The 25,309-nt window shown below is 75.1% G+C and carries 25 protein-coding genes and 2 tRNA genes; 12 read left to right on the forward strand and 15 right to left on the reverse strand.

Going from position 1 to position 25,309, the window contains the following annotated elements:
* The first annotated feature begins 176 nt into the window (after window positions 1-176).
* From FHL79_RS20510 to FHL79_RS20520, 3 genes are all read left to right on the forward strand, one after another.
* Window positions 177-1,025 (forward strand): LysR family transcriptional regulator, encoded by an 849-nt coding sequence (locus FHL79_RS20510; protein WP_138760424.1) that lies wholly within the window; start codon window positions 177-179, stop codon window positions 1,023-1,025.
* Between the two features lie 102 nt (window positions 1,026-1,127).
* On the forward strand, window positions 1,128-2,120 hold the full coding sequence (locus FHL79_RS20515; RefSeq protein ID WP_138760425.1) for a UDP-glucuronic acid decarboxylase family protein: 993 nt from the start codon (window positions 1,128-1,130) through the stop codon (window positions 2,118-2,120).
* Window positions 2,121-2,250: 130 nt separating this feature from the next.
* Entirely contained in the window at window positions 2,251-3,909 is a 1,659-nt protein-coding gene (locus FHL79_RS20520) for a vWA domain-containing protein (protein ID WP_138760426.1), read from the forward strand.
* Window positions 3,910-3,958: 49 nt separating this feature from the next.
* Here FHL79_RS20520 and FHL79_RS20525 read toward each other — a convergent pair whose 3' ends face one another.
* The 9 genes from FHL79_RS20525 to FHL79_RS20565 all read right to left on the reverse strand — a co-directional run bounded on the left by FHL79_RS20525 (window position 3,959) and on the right by FHL79_RS20565 (window position 13,339).
* Window positions 3,959-4,858, reverse strand: a complete 900-nt coding sequence (locus FHL79_RS20525) for a glycosyltransferase family 9 protein (RefSeq protein WP_246081051.1) — start codon at window positions 4,856-4,858, stop codon at window positions 3,959-3,961.
* An 83-nt stretch (window positions 4,859-4,941) separates the two neighbouring features.
* Window positions 4,942-6,369, reverse strand: coding sequence for a D-glycero-beta-D-manno-heptose 1-phosphate adenylyltransferase (rfaE2, locus tag FHL79_RS20530; protein WP_246081052.1), 1,428 nt, complete (start codon window positions 6,367-6,369; stop codon window positions 4,942-4,944).
* Window positions 6,366-7,034: a D-sedoheptulose-7-phosphate isomerase gene (locus FHL79_RS20535; RefSeq protein ID WP_138760428.1), complete on the reverse strand. Its 669-nt coding sequence runs from the start codon at window positions 7,032-7,034 to the stop codon at window positions 6,366-6,368. The genes rfaE2 and FHL79_RS20535 overlap by 4 nt, the downstream gene beginning before the upstream one ends.
* Window positions 7,031-8,245 carry a glycosyltransferase gene (locus FHL79_RS20540; RefSeq protein ID WP_138760429.1) on the reverse strand — a complete coding sequence of 405 codons (1,215 nt, stop codon included), beginning with the start codon at window positions 8,243-8,245 and terminating at the stop codon, window positions 7,031-7,033. The genes FHL79_RS20535 and FHL79_RS20540 overlap by 4 nt, the downstream gene beginning before the upstream one ends.
* Window positions 8,242-9,207: a glycosyltransferase gene (locus FHL79_RS20545; RefSeq protein ID WP_138760430.1), complete on the reverse strand. Its 966-nt coding sequence runs from the start codon at window positions 9,205-9,207 to the stop codon at window positions 8,242-8,244. The genes FHL79_RS20540 and FHL79_RS20545 overlap by 4 nt, the downstream gene beginning before the upstream one ends.
* Complete coding sequence (locus FHL79_RS20550; RefSeq protein ID WP_138760431.1) at window positions 9,204-10,193, reverse strand: glycosyltransferase family 9 protein; 990 nt, start codon at window positions 10,191-10,193, stop codon at window positions 9,204-9,206. The genes FHL79_RS20545 and FHL79_RS20550 overlap by 4 nt, the downstream gene beginning before the upstream one ends.
* A gap of 86 nt (window positions 10,194-10,279) precedes the next feature.
* A complete protein-coding gene (locus FHL79_RS20555) occupies window positions 10,280-11,779 on the reverse strand; it encodes an HAD-IIIA family hydrolase (protein ID WP_138760432.1) in 1,500 nt (499 codons plus the stop codon).
* A 118-nt stretch (window positions 11,780-11,897) separates the two neighbouring features.
* Window positions 11,898-12,422 (reverse strand): MarR family winged helix-turn-helix transcriptional regulator, encoded by a 525-nt coding sequence (locus FHL79_RS20560; protein WP_246081054.1) that lies wholly within the window; start codon window positions 12,420-12,422, stop codon window positions 11,898-11,900.
* A gap of 11 nt (window positions 12,423-12,433) precedes the next feature.
* Window positions 12,434-13,339 carry a hypothetical protein gene (locus tag FHL79_RS20565; RefSeq protein WP_138760433.1) on the reverse strand — a complete coding sequence of 302 codons (906 nt, stop codon included), beginning with the start codon at window positions 13,337-13,339 and terminating at the stop codon, window positions 12,434-12,436.
* A 212-nt stretch (window positions 13,340-13,551) separates the two neighbouring features.
* Here FHL79_RS20565 and FHL79_RS20570 point away from each other — a divergent pair, with 212 nt between their 5' ends.
* The 5 genes from FHL79_RS20570 (at window position 13,552) to FHL79_RS20585 (ending at window position 18,522) form a co-directional block, all read left to right on the forward strand.
* The gene (locus tag FHL79_RS20570; protein ID WP_138760434.1) at window positions 13,552-14,850 is read left to right on the forward strand and encodes an alpha-hydroxy-acid oxidizing protein; all 1,299 of its coding nucleotides are present in this window, start codon (window positions 13,552-13,554) and stop codon (window positions 14,848-14,850) included.
* A gap of 83 nt (window positions 14,851-14,933) precedes the next feature.
* Window positions 14,934-16,358, forward strand: a complete 1,425-nt coding sequence (locus FHL79_RS20575; protein ID WP_218938539.1) for an amino acid permease — start codon at window positions 14,934-14,936, stop codon at window positions 16,356-16,358.
* A complete protein-coding gene (locus FHL79_RS20580) occupies window positions 16,355-17,266 on the forward strand; it encodes a universal stress protein (RefSeq protein WP_138760435.1) in 912 nt (303 codons plus the stop codon). The genes FHL79_RS20575 and FHL79_RS20580 overlap by 4 nt, the downstream gene beginning before the upstream one ends.
* 144 nt (window positions 17,267-17,410) lie before the next feature.
* On the forward strand, window positions 17,411-17,821 hold the full coding sequence (locus tag FHL79_RS25230) for a hypothetical protein (RefSeq protein ID WP_171058263.1): 411 nt from the start codon (window positions 17,411-17,413) through the stop codon (window positions 17,819-17,821).
* A 20-nt stretch (window positions 17,822-17,841) separates the two neighbouring features.
* On the forward strand, window positions 17,842-18,522 hold the full coding sequence (locus FHL79_RS20585) for an alpha/beta hydrolase (protein WP_138760447.1): 681 nt from the start codon (window positions 17,842-17,844) through the stop codon (window positions 18,520-18,522).
* 37 nt (window positions 18,523-18,559) lie between these two features.
* Here the strand turns inward: FHL79_RS20585 and FHL79_RS20590 are convergent, their stop codons facing one another.
* From FHL79_RS20590 to FHL79_RS20610, 5 genes are all read right to left on the reverse strand, one after another.
* A complete protein-coding gene (locus FHL79_RS20590) occupies window positions 18,560-19,300 on the reverse strand; it encodes an MBL fold metallo-hydrolase (RefSeq protein WP_138760436.1) in 741 nt (246 codons plus the stop codon).
* Between the two features lie 17 nt (window positions 19,301-19,317).
* The gene (locus FHL79_RS20595) at window positions 19,318-19,515 is read right to left on the reverse strand and encodes a hypothetical protein (protein WP_138760437.1); all 198 of its coding nucleotides are present in this window, start codon (window positions 19,513-19,515) and stop codon (window positions 19,318-19,320) included.
* Between the two features lie 75 nt (window positions 19,516-19,590).
* Window positions 19,591-19,663: transfer RNA gene (locus FHL79_RS20600), tRNA-Arg, on the reverse strand.
* Window positions 19,664-19,681: 18 nt separating this feature from the next.
* Window positions 19,682-19,770, reverse strand: a tRNA-Ser gene (locus tag FHL79_RS20605).
* Window positions 19,771-19,859: 89 nt separating this feature from the next.
* Window positions 19,860-21,068 (reverse strand): MFS transporter, encoded by a 1,209-nt coding sequence (locus FHL79_RS20610; protein WP_171058264.1) that lies wholly within the window; start codon window positions 21,066-21,068, stop codon window positions 19,860-19,862.
* A gap of 102 nt (window positions 21,069-21,170) precedes the next feature.
* On the opposite strand from FHL79_RS20610, the gene FHL79_RS20615 reads away from it, so the two are divergent.
* From FHL79_RS20615 to FHL79_RS20630, 4 genes are all read left to right on the forward strand, one after another.
* Window positions 21,171-21,701, forward strand: coding sequence for a CGNR zinc finger domain-containing protein (locus tag FHL79_RS20615; protein ID WP_138760439.1), 531 nt, complete (start codon window positions 21,171-21,173; stop codon window positions 21,699-21,701).
* Between the two features lie 65 nt (window positions 21,702-21,766).
* Window positions 21,767-23,197: a bifunctional phosphatase PAP2/diacylglycerol kinase family protein gene (locus tag FHL79_RS20620; protein ID WP_138760440.1), complete on the forward strand. Its 1,431-nt coding sequence runs from the start codon at window positions 21,767-21,769 to the stop codon at window positions 23,195-23,197.
* A gap of 200 nt (window positions 23,198-23,397) precedes the next feature.
* Window positions 23,398-23,973 (forward strand): hypothetical protein, encoded by a 576-nt coding sequence (locus FHL79_RS20625; protein WP_138760441.1) that lies wholly within the window; start codon window positions 23,398-23,400, stop codon window positions 23,971-23,973.
* Between the two features lie 146 nt (window positions 23,974-24,119).
* Window positions 24,120-24,914: a hypothetical protein gene (locus FHL79_RS20630; protein WP_246081056.1), complete on the forward strand. Its 795-nt coding sequence runs from the start codon at window positions 24,120-24,122 to the stop codon at window positions 24,912-24,914.
* A 19-nt stretch (window positions 24,915-24,933) separates the two neighbouring features.
* Here FHL79_RS20630 and FHL79_RS20635 read toward each other — a convergent pair.
* Window positions 24,934-25,309, reverse strand: a 376-nt coding sequence (locus tag FHL79_RS20635; protein WP_218938541.1) for a hypothetical protein, incomplete at its 5' end; no start/stop codon positions are given.

Consider the following 25,309-nt stretch of genomic DNA (forward strand, 5'->3'; position numbering starts at 1 on the left):
CCCCCAGCCCCGCCGCGATCTCGTAGCCGATGCCCTTGTTCGCCCCGGTGACCAGGGCGGTCTTCGTTGTGCTCATGACGTCGATCGTCGGCGCGGGGGTCGTCGTGGTCCACGACCACCTCGGTCATGAGCGATACCGTGGGGGTATCGGTGCCCCGGCCGAGGGAGGACGCGCTGTGGAGACACGCGAGCTGCGGTACTTCGTCGCCGTCGCCGAGGAGCTGCACTTCGGCCGGGCGGCGCAACGCCTGGGCATCGCCCAGCCGCCGCTGTCCCGGGCGATCAGCCAGCTGGAGCGCCGGCTGGGCGTCGCGCTGCTGGAGCGCACCCCCCGGTCGGTGACGCTGACCGACGCCGGGGCGGTCCTGCTGCACGAGGGCCGCGCGGCGCTGGACGCGGTGGCCGCGGCCGAGCACCGGGCCCGGCGGGCGGGGCTCGCCGCCGCGGGCGAGCCCGCCGTCGTCCTGGCCGCCAAGGCCGGCGCCTCCAGCGAGCTGCTGGCCAAGCTGCTGCACGCCTACGCCGCCGAGCCCGACTCGGTCCCCGTCGAGGTCGTGCTCTGCGGGCCCGGGGAGCAGGCGGGCCTGCTGCGCGACGGCCGGGCCGACGTCGCCGTCCTGCACCGCCCGTTCGACGACACCTCGGGCTTCGACACCGAGGACCTCGCCACCGAGGGCCAGGTCGCCGTCCTGCCGGCCGGCCACCCGCTCAGCACCCGGGCGGACCTGCGGCTGAGCGACCTGACCGACGTGCCGGAGCTGCCGCTGCCACGGTGGCCCGGCCCGGACGGCACGTACGCCGACGGCCCGGGCCCGGAGGTGCAGAGCCAGACGCAGCTGCTGCAGCTCGTCTCGCTCGGTCGGACCCTGGTGGTCGTGCCGGACTCCGCCCGGTCCCAGCTGCACGACGGGCTCATCGCCGTGCCGGTGGTGGACGCGCCCGCGGTCACCACGGTCATCGCCTGGCCGCCGCACAGCCGGTCCCGGGCCGTGGCCGGCCTGGTGAACGCCGCAGTCCGGCTCTGAGCGGAGAACTTCACCTCCGAAGTGGTTGGCGGATGATCACCACGGGTAGGAGCGGCTGGATCCACGGGCAGGGCGCGTGGGCGGTCGGGACGGGAGCACGGCATGGCGACGCAGGGTGCGGTGCGGAGCACGCGTGAGATCCAGCGGGCGGTGGTGACCGGCGGCGCCGGGTTCCTGGGCTCCCACCTGTGCGAGCAGCTGCTCGACCGCGGCGTCGAGGTCGTCTGCCTGGACAACTTCCTCACCGGCTCGCCGGAGAACGTGCTGCACCTGATGGAGCGCCCGGGGTTCCGGCTGGTCCGCTGCGACGTCACCGACTACGTGCACGTGCCCGGCCCGGTCGACCTGGTGCTGCACTTCGCGTCCCCGGCCAGCCCGCTGGACTACCTCAAGATGCCGATCGAGACCCTCAAGGTCGGCAGCCTGGGCACCCTGCACACCCTCGGCCTGGCCAAGGAGAAGGGCGCCCGCTACCTGCTCGCCTCGACCTCGGAGGTCTACGGCGACCCGCTGGAGCACCCGCAGCGCGAGGAGTACTGGGGCAACGTCAACCCGGTCGGCCCGCGCGGGGTCTACGACGAGGCCAAGCGGTTCAGCGAGGCGCTGACCACCGCGTACCGCACCTCGCAGGGCACCGACACCGCGATCGTGCGGATCTTCAACACCTACGGTCCGCGGATGCGCCCCAACGACGGCCGGGCCATCCCCGCCTTCGTCGGCCAGGCGCTCGCCGGCGAGCCGCTGACCGTCGCCGGTGACGGCTCGCAGACCCGCTCGATCTGCTACGTCGACGACACGGTGCGCGGCATCCTCGCGCTCGCGTTCTCCACCGAGACCGGGCCGATGAACATCGGCAACCCCGACGAGCTGTCCATGCTCGAGCTCGCCCGCTGGATCGTCGAGCTGACCGGTTCGTCGTCCGAGATCGGCTTCATCGACCTGCCGGTCGACGACCCCAAGGTCCGCCGCCCCGACACCACCGCCGCCGAGCGGGCGCTGGGCTGGCGCCCGACGGTCACCTCCGAGGAGGGCCTCCGCAACACGGTCGCCTGGTTCGCAGCACGGCGCGAGGCGGGCGTTCCCCGCGCCAGTTGAGGCGAGGACCCCTGACGCGGGGCGATCACCGCCTCGCAGTGGGTAGAGTTCCGGCCGACCGATGCCCGGGAAGCCGCGCTCAGGCGCGCCCCTGGCACAGCACAGGGCTCGAACACGACGGAGAAGCCAGATGGGGCGGCACGCCTCCACACCGTCCCGCTCCGGGATCGCCGGCCGCCCCGCGCTGCTCGGCGGCCTCGCCGTCCTGCTGATCGCGGCCATCGGCCTCGGACTGGTCTGGTGGCGGTCCGGGGACGACGACGCCGCCGAGGCCGCCGACTGCGGCGACCGGCAGACCGTGCGGGTCACCGTCGCACCCGAGGTCGGCCCGCTGGTGGAGCAACTGCTGTCCCAGCCCGAGCAGCTCGGCGGTGGCGGCTGCGCCGTGGCCGAGGTGACCGCCGAGGAACCGCTGCAGACGCTGGCGTCGGTCGGGGCGCTGGACGCCGACGCCCTCCCGCAGGTGTGGGTGCCCGACTCCTCGCTGTGGGCTGCCCGCGCCGGCGGCGCCGACGCCGAGGCCGTCGGCTCGCTGGCCTCCTCACCGCTGGTGCTGGCCACCAGCCGCGCGGCCGCCGACGAGCTGGGCTGGACCAGCACGCCGCCCACCTGGGGTCAGGCGCTCGGCACCGGCCGCCCGCTCGCCGTCCCCGACCTGACCGCGAGCGCCGAGGGCCTGTCCGCGCTCGCCGCGGTCCGCCAGTCGCTGGGCGGCGGCGCGGACGCCGACAACGCCGTCGTGGCGGCGGTCCTCGCCGCCGGGCGCGGTGAGGTCCCCTCCCCCGCCGACGCGCTGACGGCCGGCACCGAGGGCGGCGCCGACGCGCCGCTGGTGCCGGTGAGCGAGCAGGAGGTACTGGCGGCCAACACCGCGGCGGGCTCGGACTCGCTGGTCGCGGTCTACCCCAGCGACGGCTCGCCATCGCTGGACTACCCGGTGCTGCGGGTCGGGGCCGCCGAGGCGGCCGACCCGGAGGCGGTGGACGCCGTCGTCGCGACCCTCACCGCCGCCTCGGCCGGCACGCAGGCCCGCGCCGCCGGCTTCCGCGACCAGGACGGCTCCGCTCCCGACGGCGCCGGGCCGGAGACCGGGGTGCAGGAGGCGGCGCCCGCGTCGCTGGAGCTGGACGCCGCCGCGCTGCAGGGCCTGCTCGGGCGGTTGTCCAGCCTGGCCACGCCGTCCCGGCTGCTGACCGTCATCGACGTCTCCACCTCGATGAGCGCCCCGGCCGGCGACGGCACCCGGGCGACCCTGGCCCGGGACGCGACGAAGAGCGCGCTGACCCTGCTGCCGGACTCGTACTCCGGCGGCGTGTGGGCGTTCGCCTACCGGCTCGACGGCGACCGCGACTACGTCGAGCTGGCCCCGCTCCGCCAGTTCGGCGCCGACGCCGGCGGCCAGAGCCAGCGCGAGCTGATCGACGCGCAGTTCGACAGCGTGCCCAGCCTGCTCTCCCCCGGCGGCACCGGGTTGTACGACACCACGCTGGCCGCGGTCCGCGCCGCCCAGGGCGCCTACGACCCCGCGTCGGTGAACAGCGTCGTCCTGATCACCGACGGCGAGAACGACGACGACACCGGCATCGGCCTCGACGCCCTGATCCAGACCCTGCGCGACGAGGCCGACGCCGACCGGCCGGTCAAGGTCATCGGCATCGCGCTCGGCCCGGACGCCGACCTGGACGCACTGCAGCAGATCGCCGACGCGACCGGCGGCGCCGCCTACCAGGCGCTGGACCCCGAGGACCTGCAGGGCGTGCTGTTCGACGCCATCCGCCGCCGCAGCTGAGCGGTGGAGTGGAGTGCCACGGCGCGGATCCCGCGCCCGTGGCACTCCGCTACAAGAGCTGGTCGAGGGCGGTGGTGACCTCGGGGACGGTGATCCGGTCCAGTGCGGGGTCGAGCGTCGTCCCCCAGGGGTCGCCGGTGCCGTCGCCGTGCCAGAGGACGACGTGCTGCGGCCGCGGTGGGGGCCCCCACAGCGCCGGCGACACCGGGCCGAACAGCACCACCGAGGGACGGCGGTAGGCGCTGGCGAGGTGCGCGACCCCGGTGTCGCCGCAGACCACGACCCGGGCGGCGGCGATGACGGCGGCCAGCTCCAGCGACGTCGTCCGGCCGGCCAGCACCGCGTCCTCGCCCAGCCCGGCGCCGGCCGCGACGGCGAGCGCGAGGTCCCGCTCGGCCGGTCCGCCGGTGACCACGACGTCGAGCCCGGACGCCGCGAGGTGCGCAGCGACGGCGGAGAACCGCTCCGGCGGCCAGCGGCGGCCCGGGAAGGCCGCGCCCGGGTGCACGACGGCGACCCCGGCGACCGGCGGCACCAGGTCGGGCACCGCCAGGTCCAGCGCGTCCGGGTCGCAGGCGACGTCCAGGCCCTCGGAGACCAGCCGGCACCAGCGCCGGACCTCGTGCTCGTCCGGGTACCAGGCCGGCCCGGGATAGCCCGGGCTGTCGAAGGTGAGCAGCCGCTCCGGCTGCAGGTCCGCGACGACGACGTGCGACAGCGGACCCTTGCCGTGCAGGTCGACGGCGAGCTCCGGTGGCGGACCGGCCCAGTCCAGTGGCTCGAGCTCGACCGCGGGCAGCACCTCGTCGACGGCGTCGATCAGCGCGGCGAGCGGCTGCAGCGCGCGGGTGGTGGCCAGCACCAGCCGGTGGTCCGGTACCGCGGCCCGGACCCCGCGGATCGCCGGCACCCCGGTCAGCAGGTCCCCCAGCCCCAACGGCCGCAGCACCACCGCCGTCGCCCGGCCCCCCTCAGGTTTCGGCGCCGAAACCGGGGCAGGTTTCGGCGCCGAAACCGGGAAGGGGTGCGCCATCAAGCTCGGGAGCGCTCGACCAGGGCGGTGGTCGAGTGGCCGTCCAGGTAGGGCAGGACGACGGCCTGGCCGCCCCAGGTCTGCAGCACGGCGGCCTCGGGGAGGTCGGCGCCGGCGTAGTCGCCGCCCTTGGCCCAGACGTCGGGGCGCAGCTGCTCGAGCACGGCCGACGGGGTGTCCTCGTCGAAGACGACCACCGCGTCGACGAACTCCAGTGCCTCCAGCACCCGCGCCCGGTCGACGGCGGTGACCAGCGGCCGGGTGGGGCCCTTGAGCCGGCGGACCGAGTCGTCGGAGTTGATGCAGACCACCAGGCAGTCGCCGAGCCCGCGGGCGGCCCGCAGCGTGGCGACGTGCCCGGCGTGCAGCAGGTCGAAGCAGCCGCCGGTGGCCACGACCGTCCCGCCGGCCGCGCGGACCCGGTCCAGCAGCCCGTCGACCCCGGGAGCGGCAGGCGTCGCGGCGGTGGGGACGGCGTCCCAGGCCGCGGCCCCGCCGCGGGCGACGAACGCCCCGGCGGCGGCGACCGCCGAGGTGACCGCCTCGCCGGTGACCCCGCCACCGGCCAACGCGACGGTCACCGCGGCGGCGAAGGAGTCCCCGGCCCCGCACGGGTCGCCGCCGGTCACCGGCACCGCCGGCACGACCATCGGGGCGCCCTCGCCGTAGGACAGCAGCGCACCGCGCGAGCCCAGGGTGACCGCGACCGCGCCGACACCCCAGCGGGCGATCAGGGCCTGCGCCCGCGCACCGACGGCGGCCAGCCCGTTGCCGGTCACGTCGGCACCGGCCACCCGGGCGGCCTCGGCGCCGTTGGGGGTGACCAGCCGGGTGGAGGGCACCGGGTCGGCGCCGCGCGGGTGCGGGTCCCAGACCACCGGGCCGCGGGCGGCGGACAGCGCCGCGCGGACGTCGGCGGCCGACGTCGTCCCCCGGCCGTAGTCGGCGACCAGGACGGCGGCGGCGCTGCCGATCGCACGGGCCGCCTCGGCCGGCAGCGCGCCGAAGGTGGCAGCCGACCCGCCGGTGTCCAGCCGCGCCACCGAGTGGTCGCCCACCCGGATCCGGGACTTCACCGGGGTGGCGCTGGTCGCCGGGATCTCGATGAGCCGGACCCGGCCGGCGAGCAGCGCCCGCAGCCGCCGGGCGCCGTCGTCGTCGCCGAGCGGGGTCACCAGGACGACGTCGGCACCGGACTGGGCGGCGATCACGGCGGCCAGCGCGGCGCCACCGGGGCGCTCGCGGCGCTCGACGTCCTCGACCACCGGCACCGGCGCGTCCGGGGTCAGCCGGGACGCCGTCCCGACCAGGTCGACGTCGAGCAGGGCGTCCCCGACGACGACGATCGATCCTCGTCGTTCGCTCCCGCGGGGCGCTCCGCTCCTCGCTCGTTCCTCGCTGCGATGCTCACGCCCCTGTCCGCTCATTCGACGACCTGCACGTGGTTGCTGGTGGCCACGCGCGCGGGCTCGGCCAGCACGGCGGCGTCGAACGCGGCGCAGAGCAGGTGCAGCGCGACCAGGTGGCACTCCTGCACGGTCGCCGTCCACTCCGACTCGATCGCCAGGGTCTCGTGGGCGACGGCGGCCAGCGGGTTGGGCGCCGGGCCGGTCATCGCCAGCACGGTGAGGCCGCAGTCGCGGGCGCGGCGGGCGGCGGTGACGGCGTTCGGCGACCGGCCGGAGGTGGACAGCAGCACGAGCACGTCACCGGGCCGGCCGTGCGCCTCCACCTGGCGGGCGAAGAGCTCGTCGGCCGGGTAGTCGTTGGCGATCGCGGTCAGCGACGAGGTCTCCGCGTTCAGGCAGATCGCGGAGAACGGCGGCCGGTCGGCGCGGTAGCGGCCGACCAGCTCGGCGGTGAGGTGCTGGGCCTGGGCGGCGCTGCCGCCGTTGCCCGCGGCCATCAACCGGCCGCGGGACTCGCCGGTCAGCACGTCAGCCAGCAGCCGGCCCCAGCGGTCGAGGGTGTCGACGGAGTCGGTGAGCCCGCGCAGCGCCACGGTCAGCGAGGTGATGTGGTCGGAGCCGGTGAGGTGGGTGCAGGTGTCGGGTGAGACCACCTCGGCGGAGCGGAACGGGGCGGTGCTCATCGGGACTCCTCCAGCAGGACGGGCGCGCGGGCAGCGAGCACCTGGCGGTAGACGGCGTCGGTGTCGGCGACGACGCGGGACCAGCGGTAGCGGGTGCGGGCCCGCCGGACGCCGGCGGCGCCGTAGGCGGCCCGCCGCTCGTCGTCGGCGAGCAGCGCGGCGAGGGCCGCGCCGAGGGCGGTCGGGTCGCGTGGCGGCACCAGGTCACCGGTGACCCCGTCGGCGACGGTGTCGACCAGCCCGCCGACGGCGGTGGCGACGACGGGGCGGCCGCAGGCCATCGCCTCGAGCGGGGTGATGCCGAACGGCTCGTACCAGGGCACCGCGAGGACGACGTCGGCCGAGCGGATCCAACCCGGCACGTCGGCCCGGGCGACCGCACCGGCGAAGACCAGCCGGTCGCCCACCCCGAGCTCGGAGGCGATGCCGCGCAGCCGCTGCACCTCCGGGTCGTCGTCCAGCCGGTCGGTCGGCGGCCCGCCGACGACGACGAGCTCGGCGTCCGGCACCGCAGTGAGCGCCCGGACGGCGTCCTCCTGGCCCTTGCGCTCGACCAGCCGGCCGAGCACCAGCAGCCGCGGCCGGCGCGAGCGTGCGGCGACCGGGCCGCGCGGGGTGAACTCGGCGGTGTCGACGCCGCACGGCACGATGGAGACCCGGTCGCTGGGCAGGCCCAGCCGGCGGAGCTCGAACACCTCGTCGCTGCAGGTGGCCACGACGTGGTCGACGTCGGCGCACAGCCCGCGCTCGAGGTCGATGCGCTGCTCGGGCGAGGTGTCGGCGTCGCCCTGGTGCCGGCGCTTGACCGAGCCGAGCGCGTGGAAGGTCTGCAGCACCGGGACGTCGAGGTCGGCGGCGGCCTGGACGGAGGCCAGCCCGCTCATCCAGAAGTGCGCGTGCACGACGTCGGGCCGCTCCTGTGCCCAGGAGGCGTGCAGCACGTCGGCGAAGGTGCCCATGTGCTGCAGCAGGTCGTCCTTGGGCAGCGTGGCGACCGGGCCGGCGGTCACGTGCGCGACGTCGTAGCCGTCGGCGGTGCGCACCCGGTCGGGCAGGTCCGGGTCGTCGCGGCGGGTGTGCACGGTGACCTCGTGGCCGCGGGTGGCCAGGCCGGCGGCGAGCGCGGCGACGTGCACGTTCTGCCCGCCGGCGTCCACGCCGCCGATGGCGGCGAGCGGAGAGGCGTGCTCGCTGACCAGGTCGATCCTCATCGCGTCACCTCTCCCAGGAGCCGGTCCCAGTCGGCGAGGAACCTCGCCAGTCCGTAGCGCTCCAGCGCGGCGGCGCGGGCGGCCTTGCCGGCCAGCCGGGCGGCGTCCGGGTCGCCGACGAAGGTGCGCACCGCCTCGGCGAGCCGCTGCGGGCGGGTGGAGAGCACCCCGGCCTCGGCCGGCACCGCCTCGACGGCCTCCGTGGTGGCCAGCGCGACGACCGGCATGCCCAGGTGCATCGCCTCCAGCAGCGACAGCCCGAGGGAGGTCCAGCGCACCGGGTGGACGTACACCCGGCGGCGGGCCAGCTCGGCGTGCATCGCGGCCTGCGGCGGGTCGTCGTGCAGCCCGACCCGGCCGGGGTCGAGGTCGTAGCGCTCGTGGAGCCCGGTCAGGCCCATGCCGAAGACGTCGAGCGGCGCGGCCTCGGCCAGCAGCGGCAGCAGGTCACCACCGGTGTAGCGGCCGCGCCGGACCGGCTCGTTGACCACGACCGCGGCCCGGGCCAGCTCGCCGGTGTACCGCTCGCCGGGGTCGACGATGCCGTGCTCGATGACGACGGTCGGCGCCGTCCCGTTGTCGTAGAACAGCTGGTTGAAGTACGTGACGTGGGCGATCGGGATCTCGGCCTGGTCGGCCAGCGGGTGCCGGGTGTTCGGCACGGCGCCGTCGGGGGCGTTGTGCTCGAGGAAGACCGCCGGCAGGTCGCGCCCGGGCTCGCGGCCCAGCCACTCGCGCACCAGCTCGAGGTCCCGGGTGCGCTGCAGCACGACGACGTCGACCTCGGTGTCGGGCAGCTGCTCAGGGGTCACCTCGCGGACCGACGCCGGCCAGTCCCAGGTGCGCGCGCGGCCCAGCCCGTCGGGGCCCCGATCGGGCGTGACCGGCAGCAGGTACTCGTGCGGGCCCTGGACGAACGACGTCGTCCACGACCCGTGCACGTGCCAGAGCAGGACCTTCATGCGGCGACCAGCTTCTCGACGGCGGCGACGACGTCGGCCGCGGGAACGGAGGACAGGCAGGGGTGGCCGGGCACCGGGCACTCGCGGGCGCGGGTGTCCCGGCAGGGTGCCGACTGGTCGCCGAGGAGCACGGTCGGGACGCCGTAGGGCGCCCACCGCACGGCCGGCACGACCGGGGAGAACAGCGAGACGACCGGGGTGCCGACGGCGGCGGCCAGGTGCGCCGGGCCGGTGTTGCCGACGACGACCGCCGCGGCACCGTCGAGCAGCGCGGCCATCCCGGCCAGCGTGGTGGCCCCACCGAGGTCGGTGCCGCGGGTGCCGGCGACGGCCGCGGTGAGCGCGCGCTCCCCTGGCCCGCCGGTCACCAGCACCCGCCAGCCGGCGTCGGCGAGCGCCTCGACGGCCTCCGCGCAGTGGTCGGCGGGCCAGGCGCGGGCGGGCACCGAGGCACCGGGGTGCAGCACCACGTACCCCGGCTCGTGGTCGACCGTCGGCAGCGGACGGCGGACGGCGAGCCGGCCGTCGTCGCCCTCGGGCAGCGCGAAGCCGGCGGCCCGGGCCAGGGAGAGTGCGCGCTCGGGTTCGGGCAGGTCGTCGTCCACCCGGTGCCGGACGTCGAGCAGCGAGCCGGGGTAGTCGACGCTGATCGCGCTCAGCCGCCCGACGCCGGCCGACCGCAGCAGCAGCGCGAGCGGCAGCGGTGACTGGTGGAAGGAGGTGCTGATGACCGCCTCGTCGACGCCGAGGGCCCGCACCCGCTCGGTCAGCGCGGCGAGGTCGGCGGCGTCCACCGGCTGAGGGTCGCCGTCGATCCACGGGCAGTGCCAGGTCAGCACGTCGTCCACACCCGGGAGCAGCTCCGCGGCGGCGGTGCCCTGCGGACTGGCCAGGAAGACCACCCGCTCCGCCCCGGCGGCGACGGCCCGGACCAGCGGGCCCTGCAGCAGCACGTCCCCGGCGTTGTCCAGCCGCGCGACGAGCACCGCCCCTGCACTTTCGCGCGCGAAGGTGCCCGTACTTTCGCGCGGGAAAGTGCCCGCGGTTTTGCGCGCGAAGGTGCGGGGATGGTTCACCACGAGCCGGCCAGGACGTCGGCGACGGCCGCGGTCAGCGTGGGCGCCCGGTGCGGCGCGGCGGCGATCTCCTGCGGCCGGGTGACCGGCGTCGGCACGATGATCGAGGCGGCGCCGGCGGCCGTGGCCGCGCCGACGTCGGCGCCGATGTCGCCGATGACCAGGCACCGGGCGGGGTCGACGTCGAGCTCGGCGCAGGCGGCCTTCACCATGCCCGGCGCGGGCTTGCGGCAGTCGCAGCCGTCCTCGGGGGTGTGCGGGCAGACCTGGACGGTGTCGAAGGGGCCCAGCAGCTCGGCCAGCCGGGCGTTGACCGCGTCGACCTGCGCGCGGGTGATCAGCCCGCGGCCGACGCCGGACTGGTTGCTGACCAGGCCGATCCGCACGCCGCGGGCGCGCAGCTCGTCCAGCGCCTCGCGGGCGCCGTCGACCGGGCGGACCTGGTCGGGGTCGCCGTTGTAGGGGACGTCGTGCACCAGGGTGCCGTCGCGGTCGAACAGCACCAGGTCGGGCAGCCCGCGCCAGGCGGTGACCCGGCGGTGCTGGACGGCGCCGCGGAGGAAGTGCCAGCTGGCCAGCGGGGGGATGAGCGCGCTGGTGGCGAGCATGGTGGCGACCTCGGTGCGGTCGCGCGGGCCGGGGGCGATCCGGGCCCAGGCGAACTCGGCGGTGCCGGCGGCCCAGCCCAGCGCGGCCAGCGCCGCCCCGCGCGGCCTGCCCGCCACCAGCAGGCCGACCGCGCCGAGGGCGGCGGCGGTGACCGCGAGGTGGCGGGGACGGCGGCCGACGGCGGCGTCGGCGCGTTCCCTCCAGGTCGGCCCGTGCAGCCGGCGCATCAGCACGTCGTCGGCGTTGCCGGCCTGCACGCGTGCGGACACCCACCGGTCGACCGGACGCACCGGGTGGGTGATCCACCGCCGGCCGCGGGCCAGCGTCGAGCCGGTGTCCATCACGCGCAGCGCCAGGTCGGAGTCCTCGCGGAAGGCGCGCGGGAAGCGCTCGTCGAAGCCGCCGACCGCGGCGAGCGCGGCGCGGCGGTAGGCCAGGTCGGCGGTGATCCAGCTGCTGGTGGCGAGCCCCGCGGTGCCGCGCTCCCAGTCGGTGGGGCGGCGGTCCTCGGGCAGCGGCACCCGGACCTGGCCCTGGGTGCCGGCCACCTCGGCCGGCAGCGCGGCGAGGTCCTCGGCGAGCCGGTCGTACCAGTCGGGGTCGGGGACGACGTCGTCGTCGAGGAAGGCGATCCAGCCGGTGCGGGCGGTGCGCCAGCCCAGGTTGCGCGCGGCAGCGGGCCCGCCGCCGCCGGTGCGAACCACCCGGACCGGCGGGAGGCCCGGGCGCTCTGGGGACAGCGGCGGGCCGGTCGGGCGGTCGTCGACCAGGACCAGCTCAGCGGGGTGCGGCCCGGTGCCGGTGGCCAGGGCGTCGAGCAGGACGTCGAGCGACGGACGGCCGATCGTCGGGACGACGACCGTGCAGTCGCGCAGGACGTCCGTCATGCTCGATCGGTTCCCGCGCTCCACCGGGCGAAACACTACGGGCTTTAAGTTGTCCGGGGCCAGACCACTCGATACCCGTTCGGGTGATCGTCACGCCAGGTCTCTCGGCCCGCTGCCGTCAGGGTCGGCGGGCGGCGGACGACACCCGGGCGAGGGCGTCGGTGACCAGGGCGGCGTCGTCCCCGAGCATGGTCAGCAGGTGCGCGACCAGGTCGTCGTGGGTCGAGCGGGCGGCGCGGACCCGCTCCCGGCCGACGTCGGTCAGGCTGGCGTGCAGCAGCCGGCGGTCGCCGCCGTGCCGCTCGCGGGTGACCAGCCCTTCGTCCACCAGCCGGTTCACGGTGCTGGTGATGCCGGGCCGGCTGAGCCCGACCGCCTCGGCCAGGTCGCCCATCGAGGCCCGCGCGTCGGGTGACTCGGCGATCCGCCGGAGCACCTCGAAGCCGGTGAGGGACAGCCCGTGCTGGCGGTGCAGCGCGGAGTCGACCCGGCGGGTGATCCGGTCGTGCACCTGCACGATGCGCAGCCAGGTCTCCGTCGCGCTCGGGCCGGCACCGGCCAGGCCGCGGACGTCCCGCGGCACCCCACGCGGCGGGGCGCCGTCGTGCCGCCGGTCCAGGTGCTGGTCCATGGGGGGTTCCACGTCCTCGTCGCTCAGCAGGGCGCCGGCAGGGCAGCGGCGCGCGGACGCCGGGCCGCCTGCAGGCCCAGCAGCCCGGTGGCGCCGATCAGGGAGGCCCCCGCGGCGAGCACGGGAACGGAGGTGGACTGCTCGGCCAGCGGCCGGATGCGGGCGGCGACCTGCAGGTCCAGCCCGGCGGTGGCGGAGGAGGTGCCGCCGGCGAGCTGCACGGTCGCCGTCCCGAGCGCGGCGGCGCGCGGGATCTGCACGACCGCCTCGACGCTGCCGTCGGGCGCGGCCTCGACGGTGGTCAGTGCGCCGTCGCGGCCGAGGAGGGTGACCTCGACCGGCTCCCCGGGGGTGAACCCGGTGGCCCGCACGGTGACCACGCCCCCCGGCGCGACGGAGTCCGACGAGGCGCTGGCCGCCGCGGGACCGGCGTCGTGGTCCCCCCAGGTGGGCTGGTCGGTGCCCCGGTCCAGCACCGGGGTCGCGGCGGGGTCGGAGGTCAGCGCGACCGGCGCGACCGCCGCGCAGTCCTCGGCGCTCGGCCGGGTGTAGGTGCCGAACTCGATCGGCGCCTCAGTGGTGCCGTCGGGCCGGATGACGGTCACCGACACCTCGACCGTCTGACCCCAGTCGACGTCGACGCTGGCGAGCTCGGTCTGCTCGCCGCCGGCCAGCTGGGCGACGTCCTGCTCGGCGGCGCCGTCGAAGACCAGCGCCACCCGGCGCGCCTGCGTGCCGTTGGTGACCTCGACCCGGACGACGCCGGGACCGCAACTGGGCCCGTGGGTGATCTCGGCGGTGGGGCGACGCGGGTCCTCGATGGCGGCGGCCGGACCGGCCACCGCGACGGCCGCGGTGAGCAGGACACCGGCGGTCGCCAGCACGAGCAGGACGGCGGCGGACGCGGAACGGGTGGACTTGGTCGGCACGGTCGTCCCCCCGATCTCACACCTGTCGCACGGCTGGTCCTGCGGCGTGTCAGTGCTCTGCCCCGGAACTGCCTCAACCATGTACGAGGAACGTCCCGCCCGTCCCGTACGCCACACCAGTCACATCCGTGTCCGCGGCGTGTCGTCCCGCGCGTGTCGCCCGTGACCCGGCAGCGGGACGTCGGGGAGAGGCAGGTCACTACGGTGGCCGGGTGAGTTCAGCGGCGGGGACCGGGCGGCGGCGGCAGGACGCGATCTACCGGGCGGGGGTGTACGGCCGGCACCCGCGGGTGCCGACGGTCTACCGGCACCTGGCGGCCGAGGCGCGGCGCCGGCTGGGCGCCCGCGCGTACGGCTACGTGGCCGGCGGCGCCGGCGACGAGGACACCCAGCGCGCCGACCGGACGGCGTTCGACCGCTGGGCGGTGGTCCCCCGGGTGCTGCGGGACGTGAGCGCGCGGGACACCTCGGTCGAGCTGTTCGGACGGCGACTGCCGGCACCGCTGCTGCTCGGCCCGGTGGGCGCCCTGGAGCTGGTGCACCCCGAGGCCGACCTCGCCGTCGCCCGGGCGGCTGCGTCGCTCGGCGTCCCGATGGTGTTCTCCAACCAGGCGTCGGTGCCGATGGAGACCACCGCGGCGGCGATGGGCGAGCACCCGCGCTGGATGCAGCTGTACTGGTCGACCTCCGACGAGCTGGTGGAGAGCCTGCTGGGCCGGGCGGAGGCCAGCGGCTGCGAGGCGGCCGTGGTCACCCTGGACACCACGATGCTGGGCTGGCGGCCGCGCGACCTCGACCTCGGGCACCTGCCGTTCGCGCTGGGCAAGGGGATCGCGCAGTACACCTCCGACCCGGTGTTCCGCCGGCTGGTCGAGGAGCGCGCGGCCGCGGCCGGCAGCCCCCGCGACCCGCAGCCGCGGCCGAACCCGTCCGCCGTCCGGGCGCTGGTGGGCATGTCCCGGGCGTGGTCCCGGGCCACCGGCCTGCCGCTGCGCGAGGCGCTGCGCTCACCGCTCCCCCGCGCGGCCGTGGAGGTCTTCCTCGGCATCTACTCCCGGCCCTCGATCACCTGGGCGGACCTGGCCTGGCTGCGGCAGCGGACCCGGCTGCCGATCGTGCTCAAGGGGGTGCTGCACCCCGACGACGCGCGGCGGGCGGTCGACGAGGGGGTCGACGGCCTGGTGGTCAGCACGCACGGCGGGCGTCAGGTGGACCGCTCGATCGCCGCGCTGGACGCCCTGCCCGACGTGGTCGACGCCGTCGCCGACCGGGTGCCGGTGCTGTTCGACAGCGGCGTGCGCAGCGGCGCCGACGTGCTGGTCGCCGTCGCGCTGGGCGCCCGGGCGGTGCTGCTCGGCCGGCCGTTCGCCTGGGGGCTGGGCGTGGCCGGCGAGGAGGGCGTGCGGCAGGTGGTCGAGGACGTGCTGGGCGAGTTCGACCTGACCCTGGGCCTGACCGGGCACACCGCCGTCGGCCAGCTCACCCGCGAGGTCCTCCGCCACCGCCCCTGACCCCTGAGGGCAGAAGTGGCCACTTCTGCCCTCAGGGACCGGTCGGGTGGTCAGCGCTCGCCGATCGCGGGACAGTCTCCCGGGTGACCGCACCGTCTGTGCGCCAGCAGCTGTTCCGTCGCAAGCCCGTCTCGGCGATGGTGGCCGAGACCGGCGGGGAGGACGGCGGTGGTGGGCTCGCCCGCCGGATCGGCCCGCTGCAGCTGATGAGCTTCGGCATCGGCGCCACGATCGGCACCGGCATCTTCTTCGTGCTCACCACGGCGGTGCCCGAGGCCGGCCCTGCCGTCGTCCTGAGCTTCGTCATCGCCGCGGTGACCGCGGGGTTCACCGCGCTCTGCTACGCCGAGCTGGCCTCGACCATCCCGGTGGCGGGCTCCTCGTACTCCTACGCGTACGCGACCCTCGGCGAGGTCGTCGCCTACGCGGTGGGCTGGTGCCTGGTGCTGGAGTACGCGGTCAGCTCCGGCGCGGTCGCGGTCGGTTGGAGCGAGTACCTCAACCAGCTGCTCGACGACACCATCGGCGTGCGGATCCCCGACGCGCTGTCCGCGGCGCCGGGCGCGGGCGGGGTGGTCAACCTGCCGGCGATCGTGCTGGTGGTGCTGTGCGCGCTGCTGCTGGTCCGCGGCGCCAGCGAGTCGGCGCGGGCGAACGCGGTGATGGTGGTGATCAAGGTCGCCGTCCTGCTGCTGTTCGTGGTCATCGCCTTCACCGGGTTCAGCAGCGACAACCTGACCCCGTTCGCGTCGATGGGCGTGGCCGGCATCAGCGCCGCGGCCTCGACCATCTTCTTCTCCTTCATCGGCCTGGACGCCGTCTCCACCGCCGGGGAGGAGGTCCGTGACCCGCGCCGGACGCTGCCGCTGGCGATCGTCGGCGCCCTCGTGGTGGTCACCGTGGTCTACCTGCTGGTGGCGTTCTCCGCGGTCGGCGCACAGCCGGCCGGGGAGTTCGAGGGCCAGGAGGCCGGGCTGGCGCTGATCCTGGAGCGGGTCACCGGATCGACCTGGCCGGGCGTCGTGCTGGCCGCCGGCGCGGTGATCTCGATCTTCTCGGTGACCCTGGTGACGATGTACGGCCAGACCCGCATCCTGTTCGCGATGAGCCGGGACGGGATGATCCCGTCGCTGTTCGCCAAGGTCGACCCGCGCACGCTCACCCCGGTGCGCGGCACCGTCGCCGTCGCGGTGTTCGTGGGGCTGCTGGCCGGGTTCGTGCCGCTGGACTTCCTCATCGACCTGACCAGCATGGGCACGCTGGTCGCGTTCACCGTCGTCTCGATCGGCGTGATGGTGCTCCGCCGCACCGCACCGGACCTGCCCCGCGGGTTCCGGGTGCCCGGGTACCCCGTCGTCCCGGTCCTGTCGGTCGCGTTCTGCCTCTACCTGATCTCCGGGCTGAGCGGGACGACGTTCGCGCTGTTCGCCGGCTGGCTGACGCTGGCCGCCGTCGTCTACGTCACCTACTCGCGCACGCACTCCCGACTGCGGACGCCGCCGCGATGACGGTGCTGCTGGGGTGGGAGGCCGCCGAGCACGGCGGTGGGGACGACGCGGCGCTGCAGCTGGCCGCCCAGCTCGCCCGCGCCGACGGCGCCCCCGTCGTCGTGGTGACCGTGGTGCCGCCGGACCCGGTGAGCGCGATCGCCTCCCGGGTCGACCGCGAGTACCGGCAGTGGCGCGCCGCGCTCACCGCCACTCGGCAGAGCGAGGCGGTCACCGCCCTGCGGGCCGCCGGTGTGGACGACGCCCGGACCGCCGTCGTCCCCGGTTCGTCGGTGCCGTCGGGGCTGGTCGAGGCCGCACACCGGTACCGGGCGAGGGTGCTGGTGCTCGGGGCGGCGGCCGGGGCACCGGTCGGGCGGTTCTCCCCCGGCTCGGTGGCCGAGCGGCTGCTGCACAGCTCCCCCGCGCCGCTGGCGCTCGCGCCCCGGGAGTGGCCGGCACCGACCCGGCCCACCCGGCTGACCTGCGCCTGGGCCGGCACCGCCCGATCCCGGGAGGCACTGGCCGCGGCGCGGGACCTCGCCGAGCGCTGGGGGGTGCCGATCCGGCTGGTCACGTTCGTGCCGGAGCGGGCGGCGATGCTGCCGTCGGAGACCGGGCTGCGGATGGAGCAGGTGGTCAGCGAGGAGTGGGCCACCCAGGTGCAGGGCTCGCTGGACGAGGTGGTGGCGAGCTGGCCGGGGCCCGGCCCGGCGCCGGAGACCCTGCTGGCCCGCGGGGCCGGCTGGCTGGGGGCGGTCGCCGCCGTGCCGTGGGTGCCGGGCGACGTGCTCGTCGTCGGGTCGTCCCGGCTGGGACCGCTGGCCCGGGTGTTCGTGGGGTCGACGGCGACGAAGATCCTGCGCGCGGCGACCGTGCCGGTGCTGGTCGTCCCACGGGGTTCCAGCGGCGCGCCGACGGGCTCTTGACTTCGATCTGTGAGCGGAGTCACAGTGAGCGCGGGCGGGGGCAACCGGTATGAGTGGCCCTCCACCGCTGGAGGGACCGACCAACGCGGCCAGACCGTCAGGACCGGCCCCCCGCCCGCCATCGTCCTCGCGCCCACTGGCCTCGTGCCCGAGGTGACGGTCGACGTCCAGTGGCCCGAGAGCAGCCAGGAGTACGTCTACTCCCCCTCCACCGTCGTGGAGGACGTCTTCCGCGTCGGCGCGAGCCACCCGCTCCCCGAGTTCGTCGAGCTGAGCCGGTCGGCGATGACCGCGGCCAACCGCCGGGTGAAGGAGCGCTACGGGCTCGCGCGCCGCGGCCACTCCGGCCGGCATCGAGGGGACGGCGGCCCGCTTCGACAGCGGCGACGTCCAGGTGGCCGGCTTCCGCCGCTGGTGCCGCGTCCGCCGATCGCGGCCTCGGCCGCGACTCCAGCGCCGCCGAGTTCGCCGGCGTGGTGTGGCTGGGCCGGCGAAGACGTGCCGTGCCACACTGCGCGCCGACCGGTGGCCGGACAGGATGCCCACCGGCGCTGACCCTCGACGGAGCACAGCCGATGACTCCCACACTGGTCCTCGTCCACGGTGCCTGGCACGGCTCCTGGTGCTGGGAGCCGCTCGCTGAGGCACTCGGCGATGTGCCGATCCACACCATCGACCTGCCGAGTGTGGGGAACGACCCGGCCGCACCAGGGGACCTGTACGCCGACGCGGCAGCGGTCCGGTCGGCGCTGGCTGGTATCGACGCGCCGACCGTCGTCCTGGGTCACTCCTATGGCGGAGCGGTGATCACCGAAGCGGTCACCGCTGACAGCGGCGTCGCGCACCTCGTCTACCTCTGCGCCTTCCTGCTCGACGAAGGGGAGTCGCTGTTGGGCGCGGTCGGCGGTACGCCTCCGCCGTGGTGGGACATCCATGGCGACCATGTGCTGGTCAGCACGCCTGAGGCGGTCTTCTACAACGACGTCCCGCCGGAGCTGACCGCGCGGTCGGTGGCCCGCGTCTCAGCGCACTCGCTGGCCGCCTTCGAGCAGCCGCTCACGAACGCCGCGTGGAAAGCGGTACCGAGCACGTACGTGATCTGCGGGCAGGACCAGGCGATCCCCCCGTTCGCGCAGGAAGCGATGGCTCAGCGGGCAGGCGAGGTGCTTCGGATGGACACCGGGCACTCGCCGTTCCTGTCGCAGCCCGAGGCGCTCGCCGGGCTGCTGCGACCGATCCTCCACCGGGCGGGGTGACCGCCGGCTGAGCCCTGCCGGCGGTCCTGGCGGGTACCTAGCTCCGGGCAGCGGCCACCGCGTCGGCGACCGGCCCGTGCCAGGGCTCCCCGTGGCCGGGCAGCACCAGCTCGGCGTCCAGTCCGGCCAGCGGCGCCAGCGTGGCCACCGTCGCCGGCCGGTCGTGGTCGAAGAAGCCGGGCAGCAGCTGCGGACCGGTGCGCCGCGAGGTGGGGTGCCCGGTGACCAGCCCGTCGCCGGTGAGCACCGCCCCGACGGACGGCAGGTGGAAGGCGCTGTGCCCGCGGGTGTGCCCCGGCGTCGGCACCGGCACCGGCCCGCCGGGCAGGTCCAGCGGGCCGGTCCCGGGGAAGGGCTGCGCGTGCGGGACCGCGGTCGGCGTCGTCCCGCCGAGCCGGATCGCCCGTAGCGCCCACGGCAGCACGCCCGGCCGCCAGGCGTTGGCGAGCACCTGCACCGGCGTCACCTGCTCGAGGAACTCCCGGTGGGCGTGCGGGACCTCGGCGGCGCTGCAGTAGGCGGGGGTGTCGTACTGCGCGTGCAGCGGACCGGCGGCGCCGATGTGGTCGGCGTGCGCGTGGGTGACCAGCAGCGCCCGGACGTCGCGCGGGTCGTGGCCGAGCAGCCGGATCGAGGACTCGACGTCCCCGGCGTTGCCCGGGTAGCCGGCGTCGACCAGCGTGAGGTCCCGGCCGTCGCGCAGCAGGTACCAGTTCACGATGCCGCCGTCGACGCGGAACACGCCGTCGGCGACCTGGTGGACGTCGCTGCGGTTCATGCCCGGCAGTCTGCCGCTCAGCCGGCGTCGCAGACCGGCTGCTCGGTCGCCGCGGGTGTCGGGCAGGGCGAGGTGCTGCTCGTCTGGCCCGCCGTCCGGCCGCCGGGGACGCCGTCGGGCTCGGGGAGCGACCGGCCCAACGCGATGCCACCGGCGAGGACGACGACGCCCAGCAGCGTCAGGCCGATGCGGGTCAGCGGCCGCGGTCGCTCCATGAGGCCCTCCCGGAAACACGGACGGCCCCGCTCCTCACGAAGAGGAACGGGGCCGCGCGCTGTCTCAACCAGACGTGCACCCGAAGGGACTCGAACCCCTAACCTTCTGATCCGTAGTCAGATGCTCTATCCGTTGAGCTACGGGTGCGTGTTCAGTTGTGGTGCGCGGAGGCTCCGGGATTTGAACCCGGGATGGGGATTAACCCAAACCGCATTAGCAGTGCGGCGCCATAGACCGGACTAGGCGAAGCCTCCCGGGCTCCGAGTTGCCTCGGAACCACCGAGAAGAGAGGTTACCAGCGCCTGCGGGCGTCCCCCCACACGGGTGGCGGGACGCCGTCGGCTCAGGCGTGGACGACGTCCCGGCGCGGTGCGGCCGGCGTCGTCGGGCGGCGGCCCGGCAGCAGCGTGACCAGCACGGCGAGCGCGCCGGCCAGGGTGGCGAGGACCAGCGCGCCGGCCACGCCGACGCTGGTCTCGATGAGCGCGCCACCCACGGCGGCCCCGATCGCGGAGGCACCGAAGGAGACCGTCGAGAGCCAGGTGAACGCCTCGGTGGTGGCCGACGCCGGGGCGATCGAGCCGACCAGCGAGCTCTGCACGGTCAGCGTCGGGGCGATCGCCGTCCCGCCCAGGAACAGCAGGACGCCGAGCAGCCACGGGCTGGACACCGCGGCGAGCGGGGCCAGGCCGACGGTCACGCCCAGCAGCCCCCAGCGGTACTGCCGGGGCAGCGTGGCGCTGATCATCCGGGCGCCGAACCAGAGGCCGCCACCGGCCGAGCCGAGCGCCCAGACGGCGAGCAGCAGGCCGGACATCCCCGGGGCGCCGGCCGCGTCGGCGAAGGCCGGGACGGCGACCTCGAGCGCGCCGATGCCCAGCATCAGCGCGGTGCCGCTGAGCAGGATGCGCGGCATCCCGGGCGTGGTCACCGTCGCGAACAGCGGTCGCCGCTCGGCCGGCGCAGGAACCCAGGCGCGCAGAGCCGCGCTGGTGGCGATGCCCAGCGCACCGGCGACGCCGAGCACACCGGCGACCGCGAGGGCGATCGAGGGGCTGGCGACCAGGGCGAGGACGGCGACCAGCGACGGGCCGGCGACGAACACCAGCTCGGTGGCGGTCGCGTCCAGGGCGTACGCGGTGGGGCGCACGCGGGCGTCGACCCGGGACCACAGCGCCCGCACGGTGCCGGAGACCAGCGGCGTGCTGGCGCCGACGGCGCCGGCCGCGGCCAGCAGCGCCCACACCGGCGAGCCGACCAGGACCACGACCGCGGCCAGCGTCAGCAGCAGCGGGTAGAGCGCGGACTGCGCGAACAGCACGCCGCGCGGGCTGCGCCGGTCGGCCAGCCGGCCGAGCACCGGGGCGACGAGGGCGGTGGCGATGCCATAGGTGGCCGAGACGCCGCCGGCCACCGCGTACGACCCGGTCTGCTGCTGCACCATGAGGAGCAGCGCGAGCGGCACCATGGAGGACGGCAGACGGCCGGCGAAGCCGGAGAGCAGGAGCACCGGGGCGGACGGCAACCGCCACACGGTGAGGTACGAACGCATGACTGTGCTCACTTCAGGTTGTGCGATGAGGGAATCTGTAGGGGGTCAACGCGCGTTGGGTCCCTACAGATTCCAGAGGCTAGCACGGGCGTAGGGAGTCAAATGGACTACGACACCTACGGGTCGAACGCGGTGGAGTTGGCGATCGACCTGGCCAACGCCGACCGCGAGGACCCGGGCTGGGTGCGGGCGTTCCTCGACGCCCACACCGAGTGGTTCACCGACGGCACGTCGCTGTCGCTGCCCGAGCAGGATGCCGGGCAGGTCGCCCAGACCGCGACCCTGATCCGCGACGTCGCGCTGGCCGAGAGCGAGCCCGACGTGATGGCCCGGCTCAACGCCCTGCTGGCGCTGGCCTCGCCCCGGCCCTACGCCACCGACCACGACGGCGAGCTGCACCTGCACTACGCCCGCCCGGACGCCGGCGCCGTCGAGCAGCTGACGACGACGGTGGCGATGGGCCTGTCGCAGGTCGTCGTCCAGCACGGCTGGCAGCGGCTGGGCGTCTGCTCCGCCGAGGGCTGCGGCAACGTCTACGTCGACACATCGCGCAACGCCAGCCGCCGGTACTGCTCCAACACCTGCGCCAGCCGCTCGACGGTCGCCGCCTACCGGGCCCGCAAGCGCGCCTGACCCCTCGTGGGTGGAGTGCCACGGCGCGGCTTCCGCGCCCGTCGCACTCCACTAGCGTCCGCGCCGTGCCTTCACCGCGCCGTTGGGACGCCGCACTGCTGGCGCGTGTCGGTCGGCTGCCGACGACGCGGGTCGACCGGTGGCTGCGCCGCCTCTCCACCTTCGCCGACCACGGCAAGCTCTGGGCGCTGGTCGGTGGACTGCTCGGCCTGCAGCGCGGGCGTCCGCGGCGAGCGGCGGTGCGCGGGCTCGGGTCGATGGCGCTGTCGAGTGCGCTGGTCAACGTCGTCCTCAAGCGCGTCTTCCAGCGGGTGCGGCCGGACCTGGCCGCCGTCTCCTCCGCCCGGGCGCTGCGCCGTCCACCGGACTCGCTGTCCTTCCCCAGCGGCCACTCGGCGTCCGCGGCGGCGTTCGCCACCGGCGTCGCGCTGGAGAGCCCGGCCCTGGGCGCGCTGATCGCGCCGTTCGCGCTGGGGGTGGGCTACTCGCGGGTGCACGTCGGTGTGCACTACCCGGGGGACGTCGCCGCCGGCATGGCCGTCGGCAGCGCGGTGGCGCTGGCGACCCAGCGCTGGTGGCGGGTGCGGCCGGTCGAGCCGGCACGGGTGTGGCGGGCCTGGAACGCACCGGCGCTACCGGACGGCGAGGGGCTGGTGGTCGCGGTGAACCCGCGGTCCGGCCGGGAGGACTACGACCCGGCCGCCGACATCCAGGAGCTGCTGCCCCGGGCGGAGGTGCTGCAGCTGCGCGAGGACGCAGGGGTGGCCGAGCTGCTCGGCGAGGCCGCACGGTCGGGTCGCGCTCGGGCGCTGGGCGTGGCCGGCGGCGACGGCAGCGTGGCGGCGGCGGCGGCCGTGGCGCTGGAGTTCGGACTGCCGCTGGCGGTCGTTCCCGCGGGAACGCTGAACCACTTCGCGCGCGATCTGGGGGTGGCGACGCCGCCGGAGGCCGCAGGGGCGGTGGTGAGCGGGGCGGCCGTGCAGGTGGACGTGGCTGAGGTGAACGGGGTGCCGTTCCTGAACACCGCGTCGATCGGCTCGTACCCGGAGATGGTGCGGCGCCGCGACCGGCTGAGCGGGCGGATGGGCAGGTGGGTGGCGCTGACGGTGGCGGCGGCCCAGGTGCTGCGGCACGGGTCGCCGGTGGAGCTGGAGCTCAACGGACGGCGGGTCTCGGCGTGGATCCTGTTCATCGGCAACGGCTGCTACGTGCCGCGCGGGCTGTCGCCGGCGTGGCGGCCGCGCCTGGAGGACGGGCTGCTGGACGTGCAGTACCTGCGTGCCGACCTGCGGTTCGGGCGCACGCGCGCGGTGCTGGCGACGCTGCTGGGCGTCGGGGACCACAGCCGGTCGTACGCGGAGTTCCAGGCGTCGGAGCTGCGGGTGCGGTTGCTGTCGGGGCCGCAGCAGGTGGCCTACGACGGGGAGATCGGGGAGACGACGACGGAGTTCGTGCTCCGCAAGCGCGAGCGGCTGACCGTCTACTGCTCCCGGTGACGCTCGAGCTCTGCCCCCGGGTGGGGGCAGACCTCAACTGACGTCCACACCTGCTCCCCGCAGGCTCGAGCTCTGCTCCACATCTGGAGCAGAGCTCGACTCTCCCGTCCACAGGTACGGCGTTCGGGGGACGCGGGTGAGCCGCTGACCTGCGTAGTCTCTGAGGACTTTTGCGTTCCGGGACTACGGGAGGACCACGCATGCGGCTCGTGCGGGTGGCTGCTGCGGCGGTTATGGGCGTTGCCGTGCTCGCCGGCTGCTCCGGTGGGGAGACCGCCAACGAGACGCTGCCCTCAGCCTCGATCAGCGCCGCCGAGACCACCGCAACCCTGCCACCCCTCGGCCCGCCCGACCTACCCATGCCCGACGAGGCGCGCGAGCAGACCCCCGCAGCAGCGAAAGCGTTTCTTGGGTACTACGTCAGCCTCATGAACCGTTCAACCGTCAACCTGAGCACAGACGCCCTCCGCGAACTCAGCCCCAACTGTCGAACCTGCCTTCAGTACGCCGACGGGATCGATGATGTCGCACATTCTGGGCAGGTCATCGAAGGTGCCGATTTCGTCCTTAATGGGAGCAGTGATCCAGTCCTAACGAGTGTGACTGCAGAATTTTCGATGTCACTGACCCAAAAGCCGTCCCGCTTGCTATTGCAGGATGGCAGCGCTTTGCCTGGCTACGACCAAGAAGGGGTCACTTACCCAGGAAGCGGAGCCCTTCTTACTTGGGAGCCGGCACTCGTCTCGTGGCAGATGTCAGACTTGACTTTCCAATGACGCCCCGAATTGCCAAGGCGGCTCAGGTCGCAGTTATATCTCTCTGCGCCATCCTCCTCGCGACGCCACCGACGGCCAAAGCAGCACCCGACCCTTGCCCCGGATACGTAGCCCACTGCATCGGGGCCGAGACTGGCGAAGGCGCCGTGACCCTTGAGGCCGCCGACGTTTCGTCCACCGACAGCGTGGGCGTGCGCAGAGCCAGCAACATGGCTCCCGCCATTCCTCAGTACCGGTGGAGGCTGCGCACGCCGTGTCAAGTAATGGATCCGGTGGCCGGTGGTTGCGTTCCTGGTGGCGACGCATGCCCTCTTGTTCCGGGCAGGCTTATCGCCCTGTACGTGATTCAACGTCAGCGACTTGCGCAGCCGCTGAACGCCGGTCAGCAGACCGCCGTGGATGGCATTGCGCCAAACGAACCGCTGGCAGCTGGAACGCCGTACGGCAACTGGGTCAATGACGCTCAGAGCTGCGTCGACGTCACGGACCTCAACCCGCCGCCCTCGCCGGACGAGGTGTTCCGCTACTTCCAGACACTGCCGCTCCCTCAGCTGACCACCCGCCAGCAGCCACCCGGCGAGGCCCTGGTCGGCCTGCCGGTCATCTTCTTCACCGACAGCCCGACGACCCAGCTGTTCACGGTCGACATCCGCGGCTTCTCCGTCGACATCGCGGCCACCGCCAGCACCTACACCTGGGACACCGGTGACGGCACCGTCCTCACCTCCACCGAAGCCGGCGAGCCCTACCCGAACGGCACGATCACCCACGACTACTCATCGGGCACCTACACCGCCTCGCTCACCACGACCTGGAGCGCCACCTACTCCGTCGACGGCGGCGTGCAGGCCGACGTTCCCGGCACCACCACGACCCAAGGCGCACCGGCGACCTTCAGCGTCCTGCAGGCCCGCACCGTCCTGACCAACCCCTACGACTGAGCGAGCACGCCCGGACGGATCAGTGGCGGCGCGGCACCCACCGGGACACGACCACCAGCAGCACGAGCGCGGCGACCGCCTCGCCGCCCTCTTCGACGAACGTCGCCACGGCCAGCGCCACCCACGGGTGCCGCAGCCCGGCCACCGCCATCGTGATCTGGTCCAGGCCGATCGCCGCGGCCGCATAGAGGCCCAGCGACAGCACGATCGGCGTCGTCCCGGGCACCGACCACGCCCGGCCGGCCCACCGCAGCAACGACAACCCGACCGCCGTCACCAGCACCCCGCCGACCAGGGTGACCAAGCGTCCGTCGTCCCGCTCCAGTGCCGAGTGCGAGCTCACTGCCTTGGCCACCGTGAGCACCACGCCCCCGGCCACCACCCCGGCCCACCAC

This window comes from Modestobacter altitudinis, assembly GCF_005930475.1.
Taxonomy (GTDB): Bacteria; Actinomycetota; Actinomycetes; order Mycobacteriales; family Geodermatophilaceae; genus Modestobacter; species Modestobacter altitudinis.

Coding starts and splice junctions, on each gene's coding strand:
- FHL79_RS20585 (WP_138760447.1), top strand. CDS start 17,842: ATGACTCCCACACTGGTCCTCGTCCACGGTGCCTGGCACGGCTCCTGG.
- FHL79_RS20595 (WP_138760437.1), bottom strand. CDS start 19,515: ATGGAGCGACCGCGGCCGCTGACCCGCATCGGCCTGACGCTGCTGGGC.
- FHL79_RS20615 (WP_138760439.1), top strand. CDS start 21,171: ATGGACTACGACACCTACGGGTCGAACGCGGTGGAGTTGGCGATCGAC.
- FHL79_RS20540 (WP_138760429.1), bottom strand. CDS start 8,245: ATGAGGATCGACCTGGTCAGCGAGCACGCCTCTCCGCTCGCCGCCATC.
- FHL79_RS20520 (WP_138760426.1), top strand. CDS start 2,251: ATGGGGCGGCACGCCTCCACACCGTCCCGCTCCGGGATCGCCGGCCGC.
- FHL79_RS20580 (WP_138760435.1), top strand. CDS start 16,355: ATGACGGTGCTGCTGGGGTGGGAGGCCGCCGAGCACGGCGGTGGGGAC.
- FHL79_RS20535 (WP_138760428.1), bottom strand. CDS start 7,034: ATGAGCACCGCCCCGTTCCGCTCCGCCGAGGTGGTCTCACCCGACACC.
- FHL79_RS20555 (WP_138760432.1), bottom strand. CDS start 11,779: ATGACGGACGTCCTGCGCGACTGCACGGTCGTCGTCCCGACGATCGGC.
- FHL79_RS20625 (WP_138760441.1), top strand. CDS start 23,398: ATGCGGCTCGTGCGGGTGGCTGCTGCGGCGGTTATGGGCGTTGCCGTG.
- FHL79_RS20590 (WP_138760436.1), bottom strand. CDS start 19,300: ATGAACCGCAGCGACGTCCACCAGGTCGCCGACGGCGTGTTCCGCGTC.
- FHL79_RS20610 (WP_171058264.1), bottom strand. CDS start 21,068: ATGCGTTCGTACCTCACCGTGTGGCGGTTGCCGTCCGCCCCGGTGCTC.
- rfaE2 (WP_246081052.1), bottom strand. CDS start 6,369: ATGAGCGGACAGGGGCGTGAGCATCGCAGCGAGGAACGAGCGAGGAGC.
- FHL79_RS20515 (WP_138760425.1), top strand. CDS start 1,128: ATGGCGACGCAGGGTGCGGTGCGGAGCACGCGTGAGATCCAGCGGGCG.
- FHL79_RS20545 (WP_138760430.1), bottom strand. CDS start 9,207: ATGAAGGTCCTGCTCTGGCACGTGCACGGGTCGTGGACGACGTCGTTC.